The organism is Collinsella acetigenes (assembly GCF_012844445.1).
Classification (GTDB): Bacteria; Actinomycetota; Coriobacteriia; order Coriobacteriales; family Coriobacteriaceae; genus Collinsella; species Collinsella acetigenes.
Window position 1 is genome coordinate 24208 of sequence record NZ_JABBCP010000007.1, and the last position, 19711, is coordinate 43918.

The window sequence follows — 19711 nt, forward strand, 5'->3', positions numbered from 1 at the left end:
AAACGAAACTCAGCGGCACAGTACGGCACTCAAAAGTGCAGGTCAGAACCCTATCAGCCTACTCCCACTCGCAAAATGAAACTTAATTCTAAACGCTTTTGTTTGGGGGATTTGATATCATTTGATTTTTCCTGATACCTATTATCCTTATCCTATGGGCTTGCCGAACTTTTGCTATCATTTGGCTATCAAGGAAATGGCTATCAACGATAAAATTAGATTGGTTTCTCTGGTGGTTTACAACTACATTTTACCACGAAAGACAGGGAAATGCAATAACCTTCCTCGCTGTGGTGTATCAAGTGATCTTACTGAACATATGGCGCACCTTGTCCAGGCGGCTGTTTGGACGGCGGGGCTGGATGACCGGCTCGCCGACAGCGGCCTGATACCCTTTCAGTTCCGTCAGGCATACGCTCCGCCCGTTGGTGTAAAAGGCCAGATCAGTACGGTATGCCTGTATACAGCGGGCGGGAATCTCGCCAGTAAAGACAACTTCATCCTTTTTTACCTGGACCGTTTCGATGGTGGCACAGTATTTCGGTGCATCATGATAAGCCCTGGAAAGGTATTCCCGGGGCGCATAGAGGGTGAAGGAGAGATAAGGTTCCAGCAGTTGCGTCCCTGATTCCTTCAATGCCTGTTCCAATACAATCGGGGCCAATGAGCGGAAGTCCGCCGGCGTGCTGACCGGACTGTAATAAAGCCCGTATTCAAAGCAAATCTTACAGTCCGTTACGTTCCAGCCGAACAAGCCCTGCTCCAGCCCGTAACGGATACCATCCCTGACAGCGTTTTGAAAACTCTGGTTCAAGTATCCCAGCGAAACCCGGCTCTCGTATTGTACACCGGAGCCAAGCGGGAGTGGTGTAACAGACAGTCCGATGGATGCCCAAAACGGGTTGGGCGGCACCTCGATATGGATGGTGTGGCTGGCTGCTTTGAGCGGCCGCTCCATATAAATGACGGTGGGTTCCTTTACCACTGTTTCAAGCTTGTATTTTTCCGACAGCAAAGCGGAAACAACCTCCAACTGCACCCGGCCCAAAAAAGAAAGAATGATCTCATGGGTGATGGAATCCACCTCGCAGCGCAAAAGCGGGTCAGTATCCGCAAGTTGCGTAAGAGCGTCCAGCAGCCGTTCTCTTTGCGCTGCCGTTTTCGGCGCAATCGACGTCCGCAGCATGGGGAGGGGGTCCTCACGCCACCTTTTACGAGGGAGCCGGGTTGGGTCCCCTAATACATCGTTTAACCTCACGCTGTCGCTGGGAAGGATAACAATTTCACCCGGATAAGCGGTGTCTGTCCGAACAATTTCCCCTTTGGATGGAATACGCATCTCTGTGATTTTCAGCTTTTCTCTCCCGGCCAGAGCCACCGTATCCCGCAGGCGCAGCGTTCCGCTGTATAGCCGCAAATAGATGAGCCGCTGGCCACAATCTGTATACTCCACCTTGAAAACGCTGCCGCATAGGGCGGCGCTCCCCTGTTCCCCAATCGGTTGGAACAGCCCTGTCACCGCATCCATCAACGGTTGAATGCCAAGGCCCTTTTTGGCGCTGCCATGATAGACCGGGAACAGGGAGGCGTCTTGAACCCGCCGCTGTTCCTCCTGCGCAAGTTCTTCCCGGCTGATTGGTTCTCCTGCGATATACTTTTCCAATAATTCATCGTTATTTTCGATGACCGCATCCCATGCTTCTATGTCGGTATTTTCCTCCAGGACTATTTCCGGGGACAGCGACACCGTCTGCTTGATGATAATATCGGCGGAGAGCTTATCCCGAACAGACTGATACACGCCCTGCAAATCAACGCCAGCCTGGTCGATCTTATTGATAAAGATAACGGTGGGAATGTCCATTTTCCGCAGGGCATGGAACAGAATACGGGTCTGGGCCTGCACACCATCTTTAGCGGAGATCACCAAGATGGCCCCATCTAAAACAGCCAAAGAGCGGTACACCTCCGCCAAAAAATCCATGTGGCCGGGCGTATCCACAATGTTGACTTTACATCTGTGCCACTGGAAGGAAGTGACTGCCGCTTGAATGGTAATCCCACGCTGCCGCTCCAAAAGCATGGTGTCCGTCCTCGTTGTCCCTTTTTCGACGCTCCCCGGTTCTGAAATGGCTCCGCTGGCATATAGCAGGCTCTCCGTCAAGGTTGTCTTTCCAGCGTCTACATGGGCAAGAATCCCGATATTGATAATGTTCATGTCTATCCTCCATACAAGGCCCAAATGGGCGCAAAAATCCCCAGCGGCTAATACTTTTACCGCTGGGGATCATGACTTCGGACAAACAGAAGTATGACGGCTTACATGAGCCGCTGTCCGTCACGATATTTACTAAAAAGGCAAAAGTATTCTTAAATTGGGTACAAAAACTAAGCCCCTGCAAGGGGCAATCATTTTTGCGCCCATTATCAAATTTTATTTAAGAATACCTTGCCGCATATTTGGTAGCCTCCTCAAATCAAGATAGTAGCAGTATATCATAGTACACTCTAAAAAACAAGAAATTATTTTACCCGATTCCCCAAATAAATCAGGAGGGCATTCACTGGAACACCCTCCGTTTTTGGTGATTATCGTGCGCCTAATCTTGCTTTTTGCCTTGCGTCCCGTTTCCGTTCCTTTTCAGCCTGTTCCTGCTGGTAAGCGGCCTCTAATATTCTGTCCGCCTGTTCCGGGCCAATGGCCCGCCTGACCCGCTCATAGTCCCTGACCTTTCCCTTTAGACTGTCCCTCTCGGCGCAGACCTCGTAAATCCTTTCTGATAAGGAACTATTTTTGCTGACCTCCCGGCCATAGTCCGCTTGCAGCCGCTCAAATTTGGATTTGAGGTCGCAGTAGGCCCGGTAGACAGACCGCAGCACCTTGACGATCTTCGCCCATAAGGGCTTGGCCTTTTTCTCCCGGTAGGCCCTGGCCGATTCCAGCGGTCCCGCTTCTGGCAAGACCTGTTCCGGGTCGCTGGATAATTCCTCCGCCAGCTTCTCCATGCCTTTCAGCATGTGGGCCACATCGTTTAGTTTGGCCTTGGCCTGGGCCGCTTCCTTTTCGGCAGCTGCCGCCTCCCTGTTCCTTCGGTCAACCTCGGCCTGGGCCAGCACAGCCGCCTCCTGAAGCTGTGCAAGCCGCTCCTGTTCACACTTCACCTTGAACTGCGTGACCGTCAGATGTTCCTCGGAACTGCCACGCTCTCCACGCTCCAAGTCCGTGTAGCCAGCGGAGCGCATCTGCTGAAAGAAATCATCCTGCAAGACGCTGTACGACTTTCTCAGCACAGGCTTGCCCTTTGCTGTTCGTAATGGCTCCCCGGTGGCCTCGTCTACTGCGGGCTGGGATGCCCACTTTTTGCTCATGCTGACCTGCATAACGGTTTCTTTGACCTTGCCCACCAGGGATTTGTCCTTGCACCGCTTTGTCCATCGTATCTCCTTCTCCACCACCGGGATATAGACCACATGGAGGTGGTAGTGGTACACGTCCTCTCCCAGCGCCTCGGACATAGCCCGGTTGCGTTCGTCGGCGTGCATGACCGCCGACAAAATATACTGCTCTCCACCTACGATTTTGATTGCGGATTTGTATGCGTCGGTGTATAATTGTTTTGCGAAGTCATAGCCGCCGTGATTGTAGAAGTAGGCGGAGTTCACATCAAAGACCAACTCACCGTATCGAAATGCGTCCGCCTTAATGCCACGGGTGGAGATCACACCATCGGCCTCCATTTGGGAGAACATCTCCTGATACCCTGCGGATGGGACCTTGAAATGGACATTGAGCGACGTCCGCTCTGGTACAATGTCCTGGTTGACATAGGAATCCTTCTCGCGTTCGTTGTGCTGCTGGGTGTTGCCGATTTTAGCAGCGGTCAGCCTCATATTTCTTGCGTTGGTGCGGTCAATGCCGTCGCCTCTCGCCATAGGCAAAAATCCTCCCATTTCAGATGTTTGGTTGTTGAAAATGGACGGGGGTTCGGGGAAGGCACTTCCTGCGGGAAGTGTAATAACCCACTATGGCACTTTCGCCCCGTTGGTGCGAAAGTGCCGTGGGCTCTCCGAGGGGGTGCGGGGGCTTTGCCCCCGGCAACTGCGGTTGCCTCCCCCAGCAGGGCCGCCCTTTGAAAAGGGCGCCCTGCACCCCGCCTAAACTTTTCCACTCGCCGTTGGGCAGGTGGAAAGGCACAGCCTTTCCACCACCCGGCAAGTGTCCTCCGTGGGCCAAATATCAAGGGGTTCGGGTTGTATTGCCTTGCGGCAATCTCCACCCACAGGTATGCCCCCTTGACATTTGACCCCGCTCCCCGTGACAGCCGTGACGACCGTGACGATGTTTTGGACACCGCCCCCGCTCTCAAAAAAGCCGTCACAGCCGTCACGGTCGTCACGCTTGGGGAGGATCCAGGGTCAGGCTGATACTTCTCCCGGCGTGGGTGCGGGTGTTCTCATAGCGGATATGATAGTCCGTTGCCAGTTTCCCGGCCCGGACGTTCAGCCGCATCGCCAGGGCATTGGGCTTCATATCCACTTGCAGGGCTGCCGCCAACTCCGTGGCCGTACCGCCCCAGGACGGCCTCTCCGCCGTGATAAAGGCGGCTACGGCCTCCAGCACCGGGTCGGGGGGTTCTACCCACAACTCCGTTTCCATCCGCTCCAGTGTCCATGTCAGGTGTTCCTTGTCCTTAATGAAATAGAGCCGCTGGTCTTGCTGGTCACGTCCTACCACATCCAAGGTGGCGGTGCCGTCCGTCCGCTTCTCCTTCTGAAGAAGAAAGGCCCCGTCTGCTGCCCCCGACAGGCCGTTGGTGCCGGAGATCATATCAAACTTGTCGTCGGCCTGCTGCTTCCGAGTGTGATGTACCAGTAGGAGGCAGACGCCGCAAGCGTCAGCAAGGCGTTTCAGCTTTCCTACCACCTCATAATCGTTGGCGTAGCTGTACTTATCCCCGCCAGCCTCCCGAATCTTCTGAAGGGTGTCAATGATAATCAGTTTGGTGTCTGGGTGTTCCTGCACGAATCGCTTTAGCTGTTCCTCCAGCCCGTTGCCGACCTGCTTTGCGCAGATGGAAAAGAGGAGGTCGTTGGTGCCGTCCATGCCGAACATCCGGTAAAGCCGCTCCTGCAAGCGACGGTGATCGTCCTCCAGCGCCAGATAGAGGACAGTCCCCTTGTGAACGGGATAGTCCCACAGGGGGAGGCCCATGCTGACGTGGTAGGCAAGCTGGGCCATCAGAAACGACTTGCCTACCTTGGGCGCTCCCGCAAAGAGGTACGTCCCCGGATAGAGCAGACCGTCAATGACGGGCGGTCTGCTCTGATAGACGTTCTCGTACAACTCGTTCATGGAAATCGTGGGGAGATACGCCGGGTCGTTCATGCGCTGCATTTTCCGCAGCAGTTCCGCATAATTTTTTTCAGGGGGATTGTTTTCTGTCGTTTCCTCTGTTATACTTGCGGTAGGTGTTTGTGAAATGGGCTGTTCCCCGTCTGCGCCAACAGACGGAACCGGGACAGTCCTTTTCGTTTCTCTGGAATCCATCAATCTATCAATCCTCCTTCATGCCGCCCATGATAGCGGCGATCATCTGAATGGTGTCCAGCAGTTCATCGTCCACGCCAGCCCCGTCCTCGGCCCGCCGCAGTTCGTCCAGAACGGCGGCAAGCTGGTCACGCAGGGCTTTGTAGACCTTGGGATTACCCTGTACCACTACGTCCCGGCACAGGAGGCGTCTTGTGATGTAGTCCTGCTTTGTCAGGCCGGAGAGCCGCACAGCGGCCTCGATCTGTTCATCTTCCTCCGGGGACACCCGGAAGGCCACGGTCTTGTTCCTCCAGCGATTTTTGTTGTCTCGGTTTTTCAGTGACATGGTTACGTTCCCATCCTTTCAAAGTCCAGTTTGTCCGCCATCTCCGTCTGCCTTGTAGGAAACAGATGGGCGTAGCGGTAGGTGATATCGATACTCTCATGCCCCACCCGGTCAGCGATTGCCAGGGCGGTGAAGCCCATATCAATCAGCAGGGAAATGTGTGAATGTCGGAGGTCGTGAATTCTGATCCGCTTCACTCCCGCCGCTTTCGCACCTCTGTCCATTTCATGGTGGAGATAGTGCTTGCTGACAGGGAAAATCCGTTCATTTGCCCCGGTGCTGTAAAACATCTTTAAGTAGTCCTCCATCTCTCCACAGAGGAATTTGGGCATCTTAATGACACGGTTGCTCTTTTTCGTCTTAGGAGTGGTAATCACGTCCTTGCCCTTGAGCCGCTGATAGGATTTGCTGATGGACAAGCCCGAGCTGCTCGAGTCCATCGCCGCAGCGCTCGGCGTGTCCGTCAACGCCCTCAAGGATTACGGCGTCGAGACCGCAGGCGACCTCATGTCTCTGCTCGTGCGGCTCGAAGACTCCTTCGGCATAGTTCCCTCAGCCGACGGTTCGGGCCTCTCCCTGAACCCCAAGGCGCCGCACGCGCCCAAAGCCGCGATGGCGATCGAGTTGTGGGCAGAGAAGCGCGCACGGCTCGAGAACGGCGAGATCGACGCCGACGAGTACGAGGACTGGAAAGCCTTGCTGTAACGGCTCCCCGCATTTCGCAATCAACGCAACCGAATCAGGACGCCAGGCTAGGCGGTGAGCTCCGCTCGCTCCTGCGTAAGCTGAGTTTTTACTCCCCATTGCATGCAAAGGCATTTCAAGCGTAAATGGGGAGTAAATGACGCGGTGGCTTACATGGCGGCACACGGCAGTACACTGCGGCATTTCCCCTGATTACTCCCGTTTTCATTGAGGCGGCGAGATTCTTTACTCCCCATTAACCACCTGGGGAAACGCCGTACGGAGACCGTAAAAACGCCCGTTGAGTTCGATTTGAGTTTCACGGGCCCCGAAACGGCCTCGTTTCGTTCTCGGGGACAAAAATCGCGCGTCTACTCATTCGGGATAAATCTTTACTCCCGTTCCTCCGAATACCGCCCCGTGCCTTGTCGTCTTGAAATACGGGGAGTAAATCGCGAAATCGCAGGTGAAAGGGAGTAAAACGGCAAAGAAAAAGCCTCCGTCCCAACGCGGGAACGGAGGCCAGATTACCGTATTTACTCACCGCCGTCGCTGGCGGCTTTGCCATGACTCTCGTACGAAACGAAACTCAGCGGCACAGTGCGGCACTCAAAAGTGCAGGTCAGAACCCTATCAGCCTACTCCCACTCAATCGTCGCGGGCGGCTTGCTCGTGATGTCGTAGCACACGCGGTTGGCACCCGGGACCTCAGCCACAATGCGACCGGAGATCTTCGCCAGTACCTCGTAGGGAAGCTTGGCCCAGTCGGCGGTCATGGCGTCACTGGACTCCACAGCACGCAGGATGATCGGGCGCTGATAGGTACGCTCGTCTCCCATAACGCCCACAGACTTGATGTCGGGCAGCACCGCGAAGTACTGCCAGCAGCTGTGCTCGGAGTTGCGGTCGCCAGTCTCCTCAAAAAGCTTCTGGTTATACGCATCGAGTTCCTCGCGCACGATGGCGTCGGCGTTCTTCAAGATCTCGAGCTTTTCCTTGTCCACCGCACCAATGATGCGAATGGCAAGACCCGGGCCCGGGAACGGCTGGCGGTACACAATATGCGCCGGCAGGCCAAGCGCCAAGCCAAGCGCGCGGACCTCGTCTTTAAAGAAGTGGTCGAGCGGCTCGATAAGATCAAAGCTCACGCCCTCGGGGAACGGAATCAGATTGTGGTGGCTCTTGATGGTCGAGGCCTTGCCGCCCGTCTTGCGTGCGCCGGACTCGATGATGTCGGGGTAGATGGTGCCCTGGGCCAGGTACTTCACGGGTTTACCATCGGTCTCAAGCTGCTGAGCAACCGCGAAGAATTCCTTCCAGAACTGCGTACCGATAATGCGACGCTTCTCCTCCGGCTCGGTCACGCCGGCCAAAAGCTCGGCATAGCGGTCCTCGGCATGGACGTGAACAAAGTCGACATCAAACTGCTTGGTGAAGACCTCCTCCACCTGCTCGGGCTCGCCCTTGCGCAGCAGACCGTGATTGATAAACACGCAGGTCATCTGCTTGCCAATAGCACGGGCACCAAGCGCTGCCACCACAGAGGAATCAACGCCGCCGGAAAGCGCCAGGATTACGCGGTCCTCGCCCACCTTCTCGCGGAACTCGTCCGTCATGGTCTCGACCAGATTGTCCATAGACCAGTTCTCCTCAAGGCCGCAAATGCCAAAGAGGAAGTTCTTGAGAATCTGCTGACCGCACTCGGTATGCTTGACCTCGGGATGGAACTGCGTGGTATAGATTTTCTTCTCCACGTTCTCCATCGCCGCCACGGGGCACACGTCGGTCGAAGCAACCACGGTAAAGCCTTCGGGCACGTCCTGTACAGCATCGAAGTGGCTCATCCACACGGTCTGGCTGGCAGGGGTGCCCTCAAACAGTGCACCGCCCGCAACATGCAGCTCGGCAGGACCATACTCGCCCACCTTGGGATGGAACACAGTGCCGCCCAGCGTCACGGCCGTGATCTGATGTCCATAGCAAAAGCCAAGGACCGGCACGCCCAGCTCAAATACGGCGGGGTCGACGCGCGGAGCGTCCTCGGCGTTAACGGAAGCGGGGCCGCCCGAAAGGATGATGGCAGAAGGAGCCATCTCGCGCACCTCGTCTGCTGTGATATCGCACGGCACAATCTCGGAATACACATGCAGATCGCGCACACGGCGAGCAATGAGCTGGCCATACTGTGCGCCAAAGTCGAATACAAGGACCTTTTGGTCCGAAGTGTTTTTGGACATAGGACTCCTCTTGTTCGGCAGAGGGGCAGCGGCTCCGCCCCATGGCTCTCTCAAGAATCTAATAATACACGCAACGTGGGCATTTACCGAAAAGTTACTCGTCCGTGCATCTCTTTTGCACGAAGGCTTAAACCTTATGCCACAATGGCCCCTGAGCGCATGGAAAGGATCGTCATGAAGCGCATTTTGCTGATCGCCACCGGAGGCACCATTGCCTCGTCGGAAGACGGAAACGGGCTCTCCCCCACCGTCACGGGAGAAGAACTCGCCCAGGCAGTGCCCGAGATTGCTCAGGTGGCGCACGTCGAGGTCGCTCAGCTTATGAACATTGATAGCACCAACATGCGCCCCAGTGATTGGCTGCGCATCGCTCGCGCCATCCGCGACTCCTACGACTCCTACGACGGCTTTGTGGTCCTTCATGGCACCGACACCATGGCGTACACCGCGGCGGCGCTCTCCTACCTTATTCAAGAAAGCCCCAAGCCCATCGTGCTCACCGGCTCCCAAAAGCCCATGGAGAACCCCTTTACCGACGCCAAGCTCAACCTCTACCAAAGCCTGCTCTACGCCACCGACGATCGCTCCCGCGACATCACGGTAGTCTTTGGCGGCGCTGTCATAGCAGGCACGCGCGCTCGCAAGCAGCGCACCATGAGCTTTAACGCATTCAAAAGCGTTAATTACCCCTCTCTCGCCTATGTGCGAAACGATCGCATCATCCGCAGCGGCGAGCATATGCTTGGCATTCGCCATAATGCCGAATGCGCACCGCACACCGAGCCCCGATTCTTCGATGCCCTTGACGAGGCGGTCTTTGCCCTCAAACTCACGCCCGGAATGAACCCGCGCATCTTTGAGGCGCTCAAAGCAAGCTACGACGCCGTTATCATCGAAACCTTTGGCATCGGCGGCATCCCCGAGTATGAAAACGAGGACGGGCTCTCCTTTAAGCAGGCGATTTTTGACTGGGTTGACTCTGGGCGCACCGCCGTCATCACCACTCAAGTGCCGGAAGAGGGACTCGACTTGGGCGTCTACGAAGTTGGTCGTGTCTACGCCGAGCACCCCGGCATCCTGAAGGGCGATGACATGACCACTGAGGCACTCGTGGCTAAAACCATGTGGGCACGAGGCGTCTCAAGCGATCCCAAAACCGTCAAGGAGCTGTTTATGCAGCCCATCAACTTTGATCGCATGGACTGGGATTAGCCACCTTATTCACCAGTTTAATAACCCCGTTGTCAATGCCTTTGCAGCAGGTATGCCGCATAGCAATGTATAGTTTACTTGACAGATATATCCATGCCCGCAACGACACTCGCAGGCATGGATACCTTTTTGCGCAAAACCCTGGGTCAAAACATCAAAGCAAGACGCGAGGAGCTTGGCCTGTCGAAGGTCGACCTGTGCATTGCTGCAGATATCCAGCGGCCCATCCTCGATCGCATCGAACAAGGACTTGGCAACATTAGGCTCGACACGCTACAAAGCCTGGCCGATGTTCTTAAAACCACTCCATCCGATTTGATTAAGGACCCAAACGAGCAATAAAAAAGCCAGCCCAAAAGAGCTGGCTCATTAGCATGCTAGCTGCCGACGATTGACGTTACCCCTAGAAAACAAAGGGGCCGGCGATACCCGCCGAGACGCACATCAGGTACACGTTGGCAATGTTCAAAAGAACAGCAAGCACCAGGCCGGAGCGTACATTGCGCGTAAAGATCATGCGCGCCATAGCGTCCGACTCCGTATGCGCACGCGCCTGCTTCCTGCCGTAGGCAATCGACGCCAGGCTGAACACCAGTGCAAAGATGGGGGTAATCAAAAGCTCCCAGCGGCTTCCCCAACGCGTCACGGCGCCCGCCGCGTCATAGCGCATGGGAACCTGATCGGCAAACTGCGGCAACACCACCGCGGCAACAATCAGCGGGATGAGGCCCAAGGCCACCAGCGCAATGGTCATAACCTTAGCTTTTTGTCCATACTCGTTAAGCATACCGTCTGCTCCTTTGTCGTTGGCCAGGTAAGGGGCGAAGAGACATCATTACACGTTGAAGCGGAAGTGCACCACGTCGCCGTCGGCCATAACGTACTCTTTGCCCTCGATGCGCAGCTTGCCGGCAGCCTTCGCGCCCTGCTCACCGCCAAGCTCGATGTAATCGTCATACGAGATGACCTCGGCCTTAATGAAGCCGCGCTCAAAATCGGTATGAATCACGCCGGCAGCCTGCGGAGCCGTTGCGCCCTTGCGCACCGTCCAGGCCTTGACCTCCATCTCGCCAGCGGTAAAGAAACTCTGCAGGCCCAGCAGGTCGTAAGCAGCCTGCGCAAGTACATCCAGACCCGGCTGCTCAAGGCCCAAGCTCTCCAGGTACTCGGCAGCCTCCTCTGCGTCGAGCTCAGAAAGCTCCGCCTCGACCTTGGCGCAGATGGGAATGGGCTTCACGCCGTCAATGGGGTCAAAGTCGTCGCCGAGCATGTCCTCATCGACATTTGCCACGTAGAGAATCGGCTTCATCGTGAGCAGGAAAAGGCCCTTGGCAGCAAGGCGCTCCTCGTCGGTCATTTCCATGGTGGCGGCACGGTTGCCGTCGTTGAGCCAATCGACCAGGCGCTTGGCGACCTCAAACTTAGGAGCCAGCTCCTTGTCGCGCTTGGACTCCTTCTCCAACTTGGGCAGCTGCTTCTCGAGCGTGGAGAGGTCAGCCAAGATCAGCTCGGTCATGATAGTATCGGCGTCGGCCACGGGGTCCACGAACTCGCCCGTGCGTCCCACCTCGCGCATGACGTTGGGGTCCTTGAAGTAGCGAACGACCTCGCAGATAGCATCGGTCTCGCGAATGTTAGCCAAAAACTGATTGCCCAGGCCCTCGCCCTCGTTTGCGCCCTTGACCAGGCCTGCGATGTCCACAAACTCAACCGTAGCAGGCACAATGCGGCCCGGATTCACGATGTCGGCAAGCTTTTGCAGACGCGCATCGGGCACATCGACAATACCCACGTTGGGGTCGATCGTGGCAAAGGGGTAGTTGGCGGCAAGACCGCCCTTTTTGGTTAGCGCGGTGAAGAGCGTGGACTTGCCCACGTTGGGCAGGCCGACAATGCCGATAGACAGGGACATGGCTTTCCTTTTCTCATGCCGTCGCTGCGGCGACGGATTCTTGGTAACGAACCTACGATAGCAGTCTTTGACGCAGCGCGCCCGCAAGTGGGCACTTCGCACGTTTAATCTGCGAGTTTCTCAACCTGATCAAGGACTTTGGTGAGCTTCTTCTTGGCATCGGCCTTCATCTTGGCCGCCTCCTCACGAGCCTTTGCGGCCTTAGCAGCCTTCTCCTCGGCCTCCGGATCGGGCACCACAAGTTCGGATCCCGGACACGTCACCATCTTGAGCACATGGTTCTCGCACGCCTCGACGCACAGGCCGCATCCCACGCAATACTCCGGCTCGATGGTGAACTTGCCCGAACCCACCAAGTCGGTAGCGTTTGTAGGGCACAAGTCAACGCAAGCGCCGCACATGGTGCACTTATCAAAATCGCACTGGGGGATGGATGCCTCGATATTATCGGCAAGCTCGGGGTGATCTTGCAGGGCAGAAAGCAACAGCTGGCGATTTTGAGTCAAGACGCGACGGCGCTTGAAATCGGTAGAGCCGCAGGCATTGTTGAGAGTGCGCTCAAGCTGCGTGATGCGATCGCTATGAGCCTTGAGCTTCTGCGTTACCGAGGCCACAGCGGCGGCGGCAGGATTGAGCTTGGAAACGGTAAGACCCGTCGTGCGCATCATGTTGTCCATGAATTCCTTGCGCTCGTACTCACGGCGCTTCACACATTTGAGGTCGCGGGCCTCCACCTCTAAGCCCAGGCCCGTACTGGCCCATTCCTCGGCAGTAGCAATGGCTTCGCCCAGCATCTCCTCGCCGGTCGTGGTCTTGCAGTGGTCGCAAATGCCAAGCGGCAGGTACACGCTCACGTTGGAGTAGTCGGCTAAAACGGCAAACCAAACCTCGGGCGTCACGTCGCCGATGCAGGCGAGCACGATCTCGTTCTCACGCGGACGGCGACGCAGCGCACGCGTGCACGTGACATACGCCGTGGTATGCGACGCCGCCGCGCCGGCAATCTTGTCGTACAACTGTTTGGGTTTGATCTTGGGGGAGTTCATCGCCTCGGTGGGACATGCCGCCGCGCACAAGCCGCATTTGCGGCAAATATCGAGAATATCGATACCGCCGTCATCAATATCAACCGCATTAACCGGGCAAGCAACCTTGCAGGCGTTGCAGCTGCTTCCCTCGTGAATGCAGGCAAGACAACGATTGGAATTGCCGCGCGGCTTTTCTTTATAGTCCGCAGGATTCCAATGATTCTCTTCCGACTCGATACCCATCAGCGAATCGGAGATTCCACCCAGCGGTTTTTTTAGGGCACCAAGCCCCTTGCTGATGTCGATGATGTCGTCAAACAGGTCGTGTTGTTGAGCCATACCGTGGCTGCCCTCCCCTTTGGCAGTGCAAACAAGCAAGCTCCTATTTTACGCTACCCGCCGCGCCGCGTCAGGTACGGTGTCGCGGGCGAACACAGAAGACAAACGCCCTCGGCTGGGACGGGTCTCCCGCGTCAACCACAGTTCCCCGCTCGCCCGATTTCAAGGGCGTAAACGCAGGAAGGCCCCGGGTTATTCTCCTGAGCGATTCCGCAGCCGCGAAGCGTCTTTCAACGCGCCGAAGGCGCACCATCCTTCCTCCCCGCTCGCCCGATTTCAAGGGAGTAAACGCAGGAAGGCCCCGGAAGGATTTCCTAAGCCAACATCCCGCAGCGCGAAGCGCGAGGACGTTGGCGTGGAAACCTTCCGGGGCCTTCCGATGGGAAGTCAAGCCCTTACGGCTTAGTACATGCCACCACCCTGCTGACCAGCGGTAGCAGCAGCGATAGCGTCCTCAAGCTGCGTGTTCTTGGGGACATCGGTGACAGTAGCCTCGGTGATGAGAATCAGGGAAGCAACGGAAGCAGCGTTTTGCAGCGTGACGCGGGAAACCTTGACCGGGTCGAGCACGCCCATCTCGATCATGTTGCCCCACTCGCCGGTAGCGGAGTTCAGGCCCTCGCCTGCAGGCAGGGTAGCGACCTTGTCGACCACGACAGCGCCCTCAAAGCCAGCGTTCTTGGCGATGGTGGCCACAGGAGCAGTCAGGGCCTTCTTGACGATGTCGACGCCGATCTTCTCCTCGGGATCGTCAATCTCAACCTTGTCGAGTGCAGGAGCAGCGTCCATGAAGGCCACGCCGCCGCCAGCGACGATACCCTCCTCAACGGCAGCGCGGGTTGCCTGCAGGGCGTCCTCGACGCGATGCTTGATCTCCTTGAGCTCGGTCTCGGTAGCAGCGCCAACCTTGATCACAGCAACGCCACCGGAGAGCTTGGCCAGACGCTCCTGGAGCTTCTCGCGGTCAAAATCGGAATCGGTGTGCTCGAGCTCACCCTTGATCTGAGCGATGCGGGCGTCGATGGCCTCCTTGGAACCAGCGCCACCCACGATGGTGGTGTTGTCCTTGGAAATGGTGACGGACTTGGCGGTACCGAGCATATCGGCAGTGATGTCGGCAACCTTGATACCCAGCTCATCGAGAGCAGCCTGGCCACCGGTGAGGACAGCGATATCCTCGAGCATGCGCTTACGACGGTCGCCGTAGCCCGGAGCCTTAACGGCGCAGACGTTGAGAGCGCCACGGATCTTGTTGAGCACGAGCGTAGGCAGAGCCTCGCCCTCGACATCCTCGGCGATGATGAGCAGACCCTTGCCGGTGCGCTGGACAGCCTCGAGAACAGGCATAATGTCCTGAACGTTGGAAATCTTCTGGTCGGTGATGAGGATGTACGGATCCTTCATCACGGCCTCCATGCGGTCGTTGTCCGTGACGAAGTAAGCGGAGACGTAACCCTTGTCGAACTGCATACCCTCAACAGTGTCGATGGTGATGTCAAAGGTCTGGGAATCCTCGACGGTGATAACGCCGTCCTTGCCCACAACCTCCATGGCCTGAGCAATCTTCTCGCCAACCTGCGGGTCGCCAGCAGAGATGGTACCAACGGAAGCAATCTGGTCCTTGGTCTCGACGGGCTTGGCCTGAGCCTTCATCTCGGCAACGGCAGCGTTGACGGCCTTGTCGATACCACGGCGGATGGCCAGCGGGTTAGCGCCGGCAGCAACGTTACGCAGGCCGTCGTTGACGATAGCCTGAGCAAGCAGGGTTGCGGTGGTGGTGCCGTCACCCACGGTGTCGTTGGTCTTGGTAGCGACCTCCTTCACCAGCTGAGCGCCCATGTTCTCGATGTTGTCCTCGAGCTCGATCTCCTTGGCAACAGAAACGCCATCGTTGGTGATGGTGGGGGCGCCATAGGAACGCTGAAGGGCAACGTAGCGGCCCTTGGGTCCCATGGTGACGGTAACGGCATCGGCCAGGGTGTTGACGCCCTTGGCGAGCTTGGCGCGAGCGTCGGTGTTGAACGTGATGTTCTTAGCCATTGATTATTCCTCCAAAAGAAGTGACACCGCGCGCGAGCCCGAGTCACGACGGCGCGCGGCATAGATAAAATGTCCGAGAAAGCTACTCGACGACGGCGTAGATATCGTCGACGCGCATCAGCAGGTAATCCTCGCCGTCGACCTTGACCTCGTTGCCACCAAACTTACCGTAGATAACAACGTCGCCTTCCTTGACATCCATGGGGATGCGCTCACCCTTGCCGTTAACCTTACCGGCGCCCACGGCGACGATGGTGCCGCGCTGGGGCTTTTCCTGAGCGTTGCTGGCGATATACAGGCCAGAAGCGGTCTTCTGCTCAGCTGCGTCCGGCTTGATGAGAACGCGATCTGCAAGCGGCTTCAAAGACATGCTTTGTTCCTCCTTTGTTGCCATGCGACAAGATGTGCGCGATGGCCCTCTCTCGTTACGAACGGTATGAATAGTACCCAGCGATTCCAACTTATACAACGCAAATGCAAAAAATCTTATTTCTTGGCACTTAGATTTTATGAATCGCTCCAGACCAAGGCGAAAAAGGGCCGATGAGAGGTCCTCACTGGAAAACTCGTGCGCCAGAAATGCCCCGAGGCAGTCTTTTTGGTGTGCCTCGGCATATCTCACATCCACCCGAGGCATATCTCACATCCACCCGAGGCTCTTTTTAAGATGAGTGGCGGTAAAACGCGCATCTGCTCGCGTTCTCACCGCATTCGCCCGCATCCTCGCTGCATTTCCCCGCGTGATTACCAAAACGAGTGGCGGCAAATCGCGCATTTATAAATGAGTGGCGGATAATCAAACGAAATAACGCTGATTTGCCTCGTCAGACGTTCGAAAAACCGCCACTCATTTCAAAATGTTCGAAAAACCGCCATTCAATAGCGAAACATCCCCCGCCATTGGCAACACATTTCACCGCAGCCGCCGTTGCAGTCACCGCCACGGCCGTGCAACCTCCGCAGCCGCCACAGCCATCGCTGCCGCCGCCATCGCCGCCGTTGCCGCGGCAGTGCAATCTCTAGCGCTCGAACACGCAAGTGCCGCCCAGGTAGGTTGCGAGCACCTGTGTATCAAGAATCTCCTGCGGGTCGATCGCCGTAAGATCTTGATCGAGCACAATAAAATCGGCGTACTTGCCCACCTCGAGGCTTCCGAGGTTCTTCTCATCTCCTGCCGCATAGGCGCTGCCGAGGGTGTAATTGCGAATCGCGCTCGCAGCCGAAATCTTCTCGTCGGCATGCCATCCGCCCTCAGGCCAGCGGCTCTGCGGATCTTGGCGTGTAACGGCCGTATAGATCACATGCATGCTGTTGATAACCGTGATGGGCGAATCCGTACCAAACGCTTGGCGAATACCGCGCTGCTCATAGGTAGAAAACGGCCACATGATCTGGGCACGGTCCTCGCCAAGGTCACGCTCGGGACCACCGGGGTCCAGCGTGATGTGGCACGGCTGGCTTGACGCCACCACGTCGAGCTCGCGCAGGCGATCGATATCCTCGGCCAGAAGATTCTCAAGGTGCTCCAAGGTGTTGTGTCCATGCGTTGGCGCGCCAAAACGCTCGCGCGCCTCCTCAAAGATATCGAGCGCGGCATGGATCGCACCGTCACCAATCACGTGAATACGCACAGGCTCGCCCGCTTTTGCTGCAGCCAGCACCAACTCGCGCATGCGCTCGGCGGGAATCGTCAGGCGGCCGCGGTCGCCTGGGAAGCGCGAGTTGGAATACGGCTCGGTAAGAAACGCGGTATGCTCGCTCGAAACACCGTCAAAGAACTGTTTGAATCCCGGCGCCGAAAGCAACTCGTTGCCCTCGTAGCGACGCTGCAGCTCAAACAGGCGAGATTGGTCGTCGAGCAATGTGGGGAACAAATGCGCGCGAACGCACAGGCATCCCTCCTCCTGCAGCTTGTCGTATACATCGTCACGAATAAAATCGCAGCCCGGCATGGGCATGAGCGACATGTCACACATCGATGTGATACCCTGCGCGGCCATGCGCTGCATCTGCTGAGCATACGCCTCGGCGATACGCTCCTCGCCCAACCACTCAAGACAGCGCGGAAGCAGCTGCATGGCGGCCGCCTCATGCGCAATACCCGTAAGCTCACCGTTCTCAAAGGTATCAAAGCGGCCACCCGCCGGAGGCTCGGTATCGGGCGTCACACCCAAAGCGTCGAGCGCCGCGCTGTTAAGCCAAAGCGTATGGCCATCGCCCGAATACATCGCGCAGGGGCGATCGGGAAACGCACGGTCGAGCGAACGCTTGTTGGGATGCTGACGAGGAGTCCAGCGATAATCGCGCCAGCCCTGCGTTACCACCCAGGCATCCGCAGGAAGATTGCGCGCAAATTCCACCGCGCGCTCCACCAGGTCCTCTTCGCTTTTGCCCATATACATAAGCATGTAGGGAGAACACCCCACGGCCGTATGGAAAAAATGCAGGTGCGCGTCGTGAAAACCGGGGCAGATAAAACGATCCCCGTAGTCGGTCACGGGCACGCCTGAAGGGGCCTCGGCAATAACGCGCTCGGGCTCCCCAATGGAGACGATGCGGCCATCGCGCACGTAAAAAGCAAGCTCTCGCGGCTCGTCAACACCATCTTCCGAGGTAAAGACACGTTTTGATCGAACAATCAGCTCGCTATGACCGGCGTTTCGCATCTGCATCAAACTCATCTCTTCCCCTCTGCGGCAATGTCGCGCCATGTGGACACGGGATGCAGTGTACGCGCAATGAGCAAGCATCACTATACTTAAGGAGATGCAGCCGCAAAAAACGTCAAAGGGGCTAAAGAATGACGAAAACTCGCGCACAGCAAATCATGAGCGATAAAGATGCACGCACGCCACAGGAAGTGACCCAATGCATCCATGACATTGCCGCCGAGTTCGAGCCCTATATCATCAGGCAGCGTCGCCATTTCCATAAACACCCCGAGCCGAGCCTGGCCGAGGTGCGCACCACCTCCGACATCGCTAATCAGCTCGATGCCATGAACATCCCCTACGAGCGCCCGCTCAAAACCGGCCTCGTGGCGACCCTGCGCGGCACCGCCCCCGATGCCTACCGCGAGGACGGCACGCCGCGCCGCCGTATCCTGCTGCGCGCCGACATCGACGCCCTGCCCGTCACCGAGCAGACCGGCGAGGAATTCGCCAGTGTCAACGAAGGCTTCATGCATGCATGCGGCCATGACTGCCATATCGCTATGATGCTTGGCACCTTGCAGATCTTGCGCCATATGACCGACGATATCCACGGCGAGATCCGCATCGTGTTCCAGCCTTCCGAGGAAAACGGCCAGGGTGCCAAGATGATGATCGGCACCGGTGTGTGCGAAGGCGTGGATGGCGCGTTTGCCATGCACATCTGGAGCGAAGTGGACGCCGGCACCGTAAGCTGCGAGCCGGGCCCGCGCATGGCCAACACCGATTGGTTCCGCGTCGATGTGCGCGGCACATCATGCCACGGCGCCATGCCCCAGCGCGGCCACGACGCCATCATGGTCGCCGCCGAGATCGTCAATGCGCTGCAGACCATCGTTGCGCGCGAGATCAGCCCGTACGAACCCGCCGTCGTGACCGTGGGAGAGCTCCACGGAGGTACCGCGCGCAACGTCATCGCCGGCTCCGCTTATCTCACCGGCACCGTGCGCACCTACAGCGAAGCCGCCCACAACGTGGTTCCCGACCACATCCGTCGTATCGTCGAGCACACCGCCGCCGCCCTGGGCGCCGAGGCCGAACTCACGGACTATACCATCGCCAACTACAAGGTCGAAAACGAGCCCGCGGCATCCGAACGCTGCCACACCGCCGTCGTCAAGCTCTTGGGCGAGGACGGCGTGGGTCATTACCGCGGCACGCTTTCGGGCGAGGACTTCTCCGAGTATCTGCGCCGCGTTCCCGGTATGCTCGCTTTCCTGGGCTGTCGCAACCCCGCCATTGGTGCTACATATGCCCAGCATTCATGCTTCTACAAGATTGACGAAACCGTGCTTGCCAAGGGCAGCATGCTCGCCGCTCAATACGCCATCGACTTTTTAGCCGAGCCCACGCAAGCAGAGCTCGACGGCCCCGCTATCGCCGCGGTCGCCGAAACCAATCCCGATCTGGCCGCCAAGCTTCGTTCTGCCAAAGCAACGGCCGCCGAGGCTCGCGATGCTGTACACGATGCGCACACCGCACGCCATGCCGCCATCAAGGGCATACGCGATGCACGTGCCGCCGCTCGTCGCGAGGAAGGACGTAACGAGTAGTCACTTCGCTGTCATCTCGCAGCCATAGCCATATCGCGATGTCAAAGCGGGGGTGGACGTTTCGATACGTCCGCCCCCGCTCATTTTTCAAACTCTATTTCTACCCCGTCCCCAAAGGG

16 protein-coding genes are annotated in these 19711 nt (G+C 57.4%); 4 read left to right on the forward strand and 12 right to left on the reverse strand.

Translation table 11 applies throughout. The annotated features are described in order from the left end of the window. Positions 1-298: 298 nt before the first annotated feature. From tet(W) to HF320_RS07630, 5 genes are all read right to left on the reverse strand, one after another. Positions 299-2218: a tetracycline resistance ribosomal protection protein Tet(W) gene (tet(W), locus tag HF320_RS07610; protein ID WP_169277779.1), complete on the reverse strand. Its 1920-nt coding sequence runs from the start codon at positions 2216-2218 to the stop codon at positions 299-301. A gap of 371 nt (positions 2219-2589) precedes the next feature. Beyond that, a complete protein-coding gene (locus HF320_RS07615) occupies positions 2590-3933 on the reverse strand; it encodes a plasmid recombination protein (protein ID WP_169277780.1) in 1344 nt (447 codons plus the stop codon). A gap of 460 nt (positions 3934-4393) precedes the next feature. Next, a complete protein-coding gene (locus HF320_RS07620; protein ID WP_169277952.1) occupies positions 4394-5548 on the reverse strand; it encodes a helicase RepA family protein in 1155 nt (384 codons plus the stop codon). 7 nt (positions 5549-5555) lie between these two features. Continuing rightward, positions 5556-5876 (reverse strand): plasmid mobilization protein, encoded by a 321-nt coding sequence (locus HF320_RS07625; protein ID WP_052792090.1) that lies wholly within the window; start codon positions 5874-5876, stop codon positions 5556-5558. Between the two features lie 2 nt (positions 5877-5878). After that, positions 5879-6295: a site-specific integrase gene (locus HF320_RS07630; protein ID WP_227791403.1), complete on the reverse strand. Its 417-nt coding sequence runs from the start codon at positions 6293-6295 to the stop codon at positions 5879-5881. Here HF320_RS07630 and HF320_RS07635 point away from each other — a divergent pair. Continuing rightward, positions 6288-6581 carry an XRE family transcriptional regulator gene (locus HF320_RS07635; protein WP_068539730.1) on the forward strand — a complete coding sequence of 98 codons (294 nt, stop codon included), beginning with the start codon at positions 6288-6290 and terminating at the stop codon, positions 6579-6581. The genes HF320_RS07630 and HF320_RS07635 overlap by 8 nt on opposite strands. Positions 6582-7198: 617 nt before the next feature. On the opposite strand, the gene guaA is transcribed toward HF320_RS07635, so the two are convergent. Next, positions 7199-8797 carry a glutamine-hydrolyzing GMP synthase gene (guaA, locus tag HF320_RS07640; RefSeq protein ID WP_169277781.1) on the reverse strand — a complete coding sequence of 533 codons (1599 nt, stop codon included), beginning with the start codon at positions 8795-8797 and terminating at the stop codon, positions 7199-7201. A 174-nt stretch (positions 8798-8971) separates the two neighbouring features. On the opposite strand from guaA, the gene HF320_RS07645 reads away from it, so the two are divergent. Further along, the gene (locus HF320_RS07645; protein ID WP_169277782.1) at positions 8972-10009 is read left to right on the forward strand and encodes an asparaginase; all 1038 of its coding nucleotides are present in this window, start codon (positions 8972-8974) and stop codon (positions 10007-10009) included. Positions 10010-10102: 93 nt separating this feature from the next. Beyond that, positions 10103-10351 carry a helix-turn-helix domain-containing protein gene (locus HF320_RS07650; RefSeq protein ID WP_138378703.1) on the forward strand — a complete coding sequence of 83 codons (249 nt, stop codon included), beginning with the start codon at positions 10103-10105 and terminating at the stop codon, positions 10349-10351. 61 nt (positions 10352-10412) lie between these two features. On the opposite strand, the gene HF320_RS07655 is transcribed toward HF320_RS07650, so the two are convergent. The 6 genes from HF320_RS07655 to HF320_RS07680 all read right to left on the reverse strand — a co-directional run bounded on the left by HF320_RS07655 (position 10413) and on the right by HF320_RS07680 (position 18009). Beyond that, the gene (locus HF320_RS07655) at positions 10413-10796 is read right to left on the reverse strand and encodes a DUF1648 domain-containing protein (protein WP_169277783.1); all 384 of its coding nucleotides are present in this window, start codon (positions 10794-10796) and stop codon (positions 10413-10415) included. 48 nt (positions 10797-10844) lie between these two features. Further along, positions 10845-11921 (reverse strand): redox-regulated ATPase YchF, encoded by a 1077-nt coding sequence (gene ychF, locus HF320_RS07660; protein ID WP_169277784.1) that lies wholly within the window; start codon positions 11919-11921, stop codon positions 10845-10847. A gap of 104 nt (positions 11922-12025) precedes the next feature. Further along, positions 12026-13288, reverse strand: a complete 1263-nt coding sequence (locus HF320_RS07665; protein WP_169277785.1) for a 4Fe-4S binding protein — start codon at positions 13286-13288, stop codon at positions 12026-12028. Positions 13289-13690: 402 nt separating this feature from the next. Further along, positions 13691-15328 (reverse strand): chaperonin GroEL, encoded by a 1638-nt coding sequence (groL, locus tag HF320_RS07670; protein ID WP_022386709.1) that lies wholly within the window; start codon positions 15326-15328, stop codon positions 13691-13693. A gap of 82 nt (positions 15329-15410) precedes the next feature. Then, positions 15411-15698, reverse strand: coding sequence for a co-chaperone GroES (groES, locus tag HF320_RS07675; protein ID WP_169277786.1), 288 nt, complete (start codon positions 15696-15698; stop codon positions 15411-15413). Between the two features lie 649 nt (positions 15699-16347). Then, the gene (locus HF320_RS07680; RefSeq protein ID WP_248276670.1) at positions 16348-18009 is read right to left on the reverse strand and encodes an amidohydrolase; all 1662 of its coding nucleotides are present in this window, start codon (positions 18007-18009) and stop codon (positions 16348-16350) included. Positions 18010-18128: 119 nt separating this feature from the next. On the opposite strand from HF320_RS07680, the gene HF320_RS07685 reads away from it, so the two are divergent. Then, on the forward strand, positions 18129-19592 hold the full coding sequence (locus HF320_RS07685) for a M20 family metallopeptidase (protein ID WP_169277787.1): 1464 nt from the start codon (positions 18129-18131) through the stop codon (positions 19590-19592). The last annotated feature ends 119 nt before the right edge of the window (positions 19593-19711 follow it).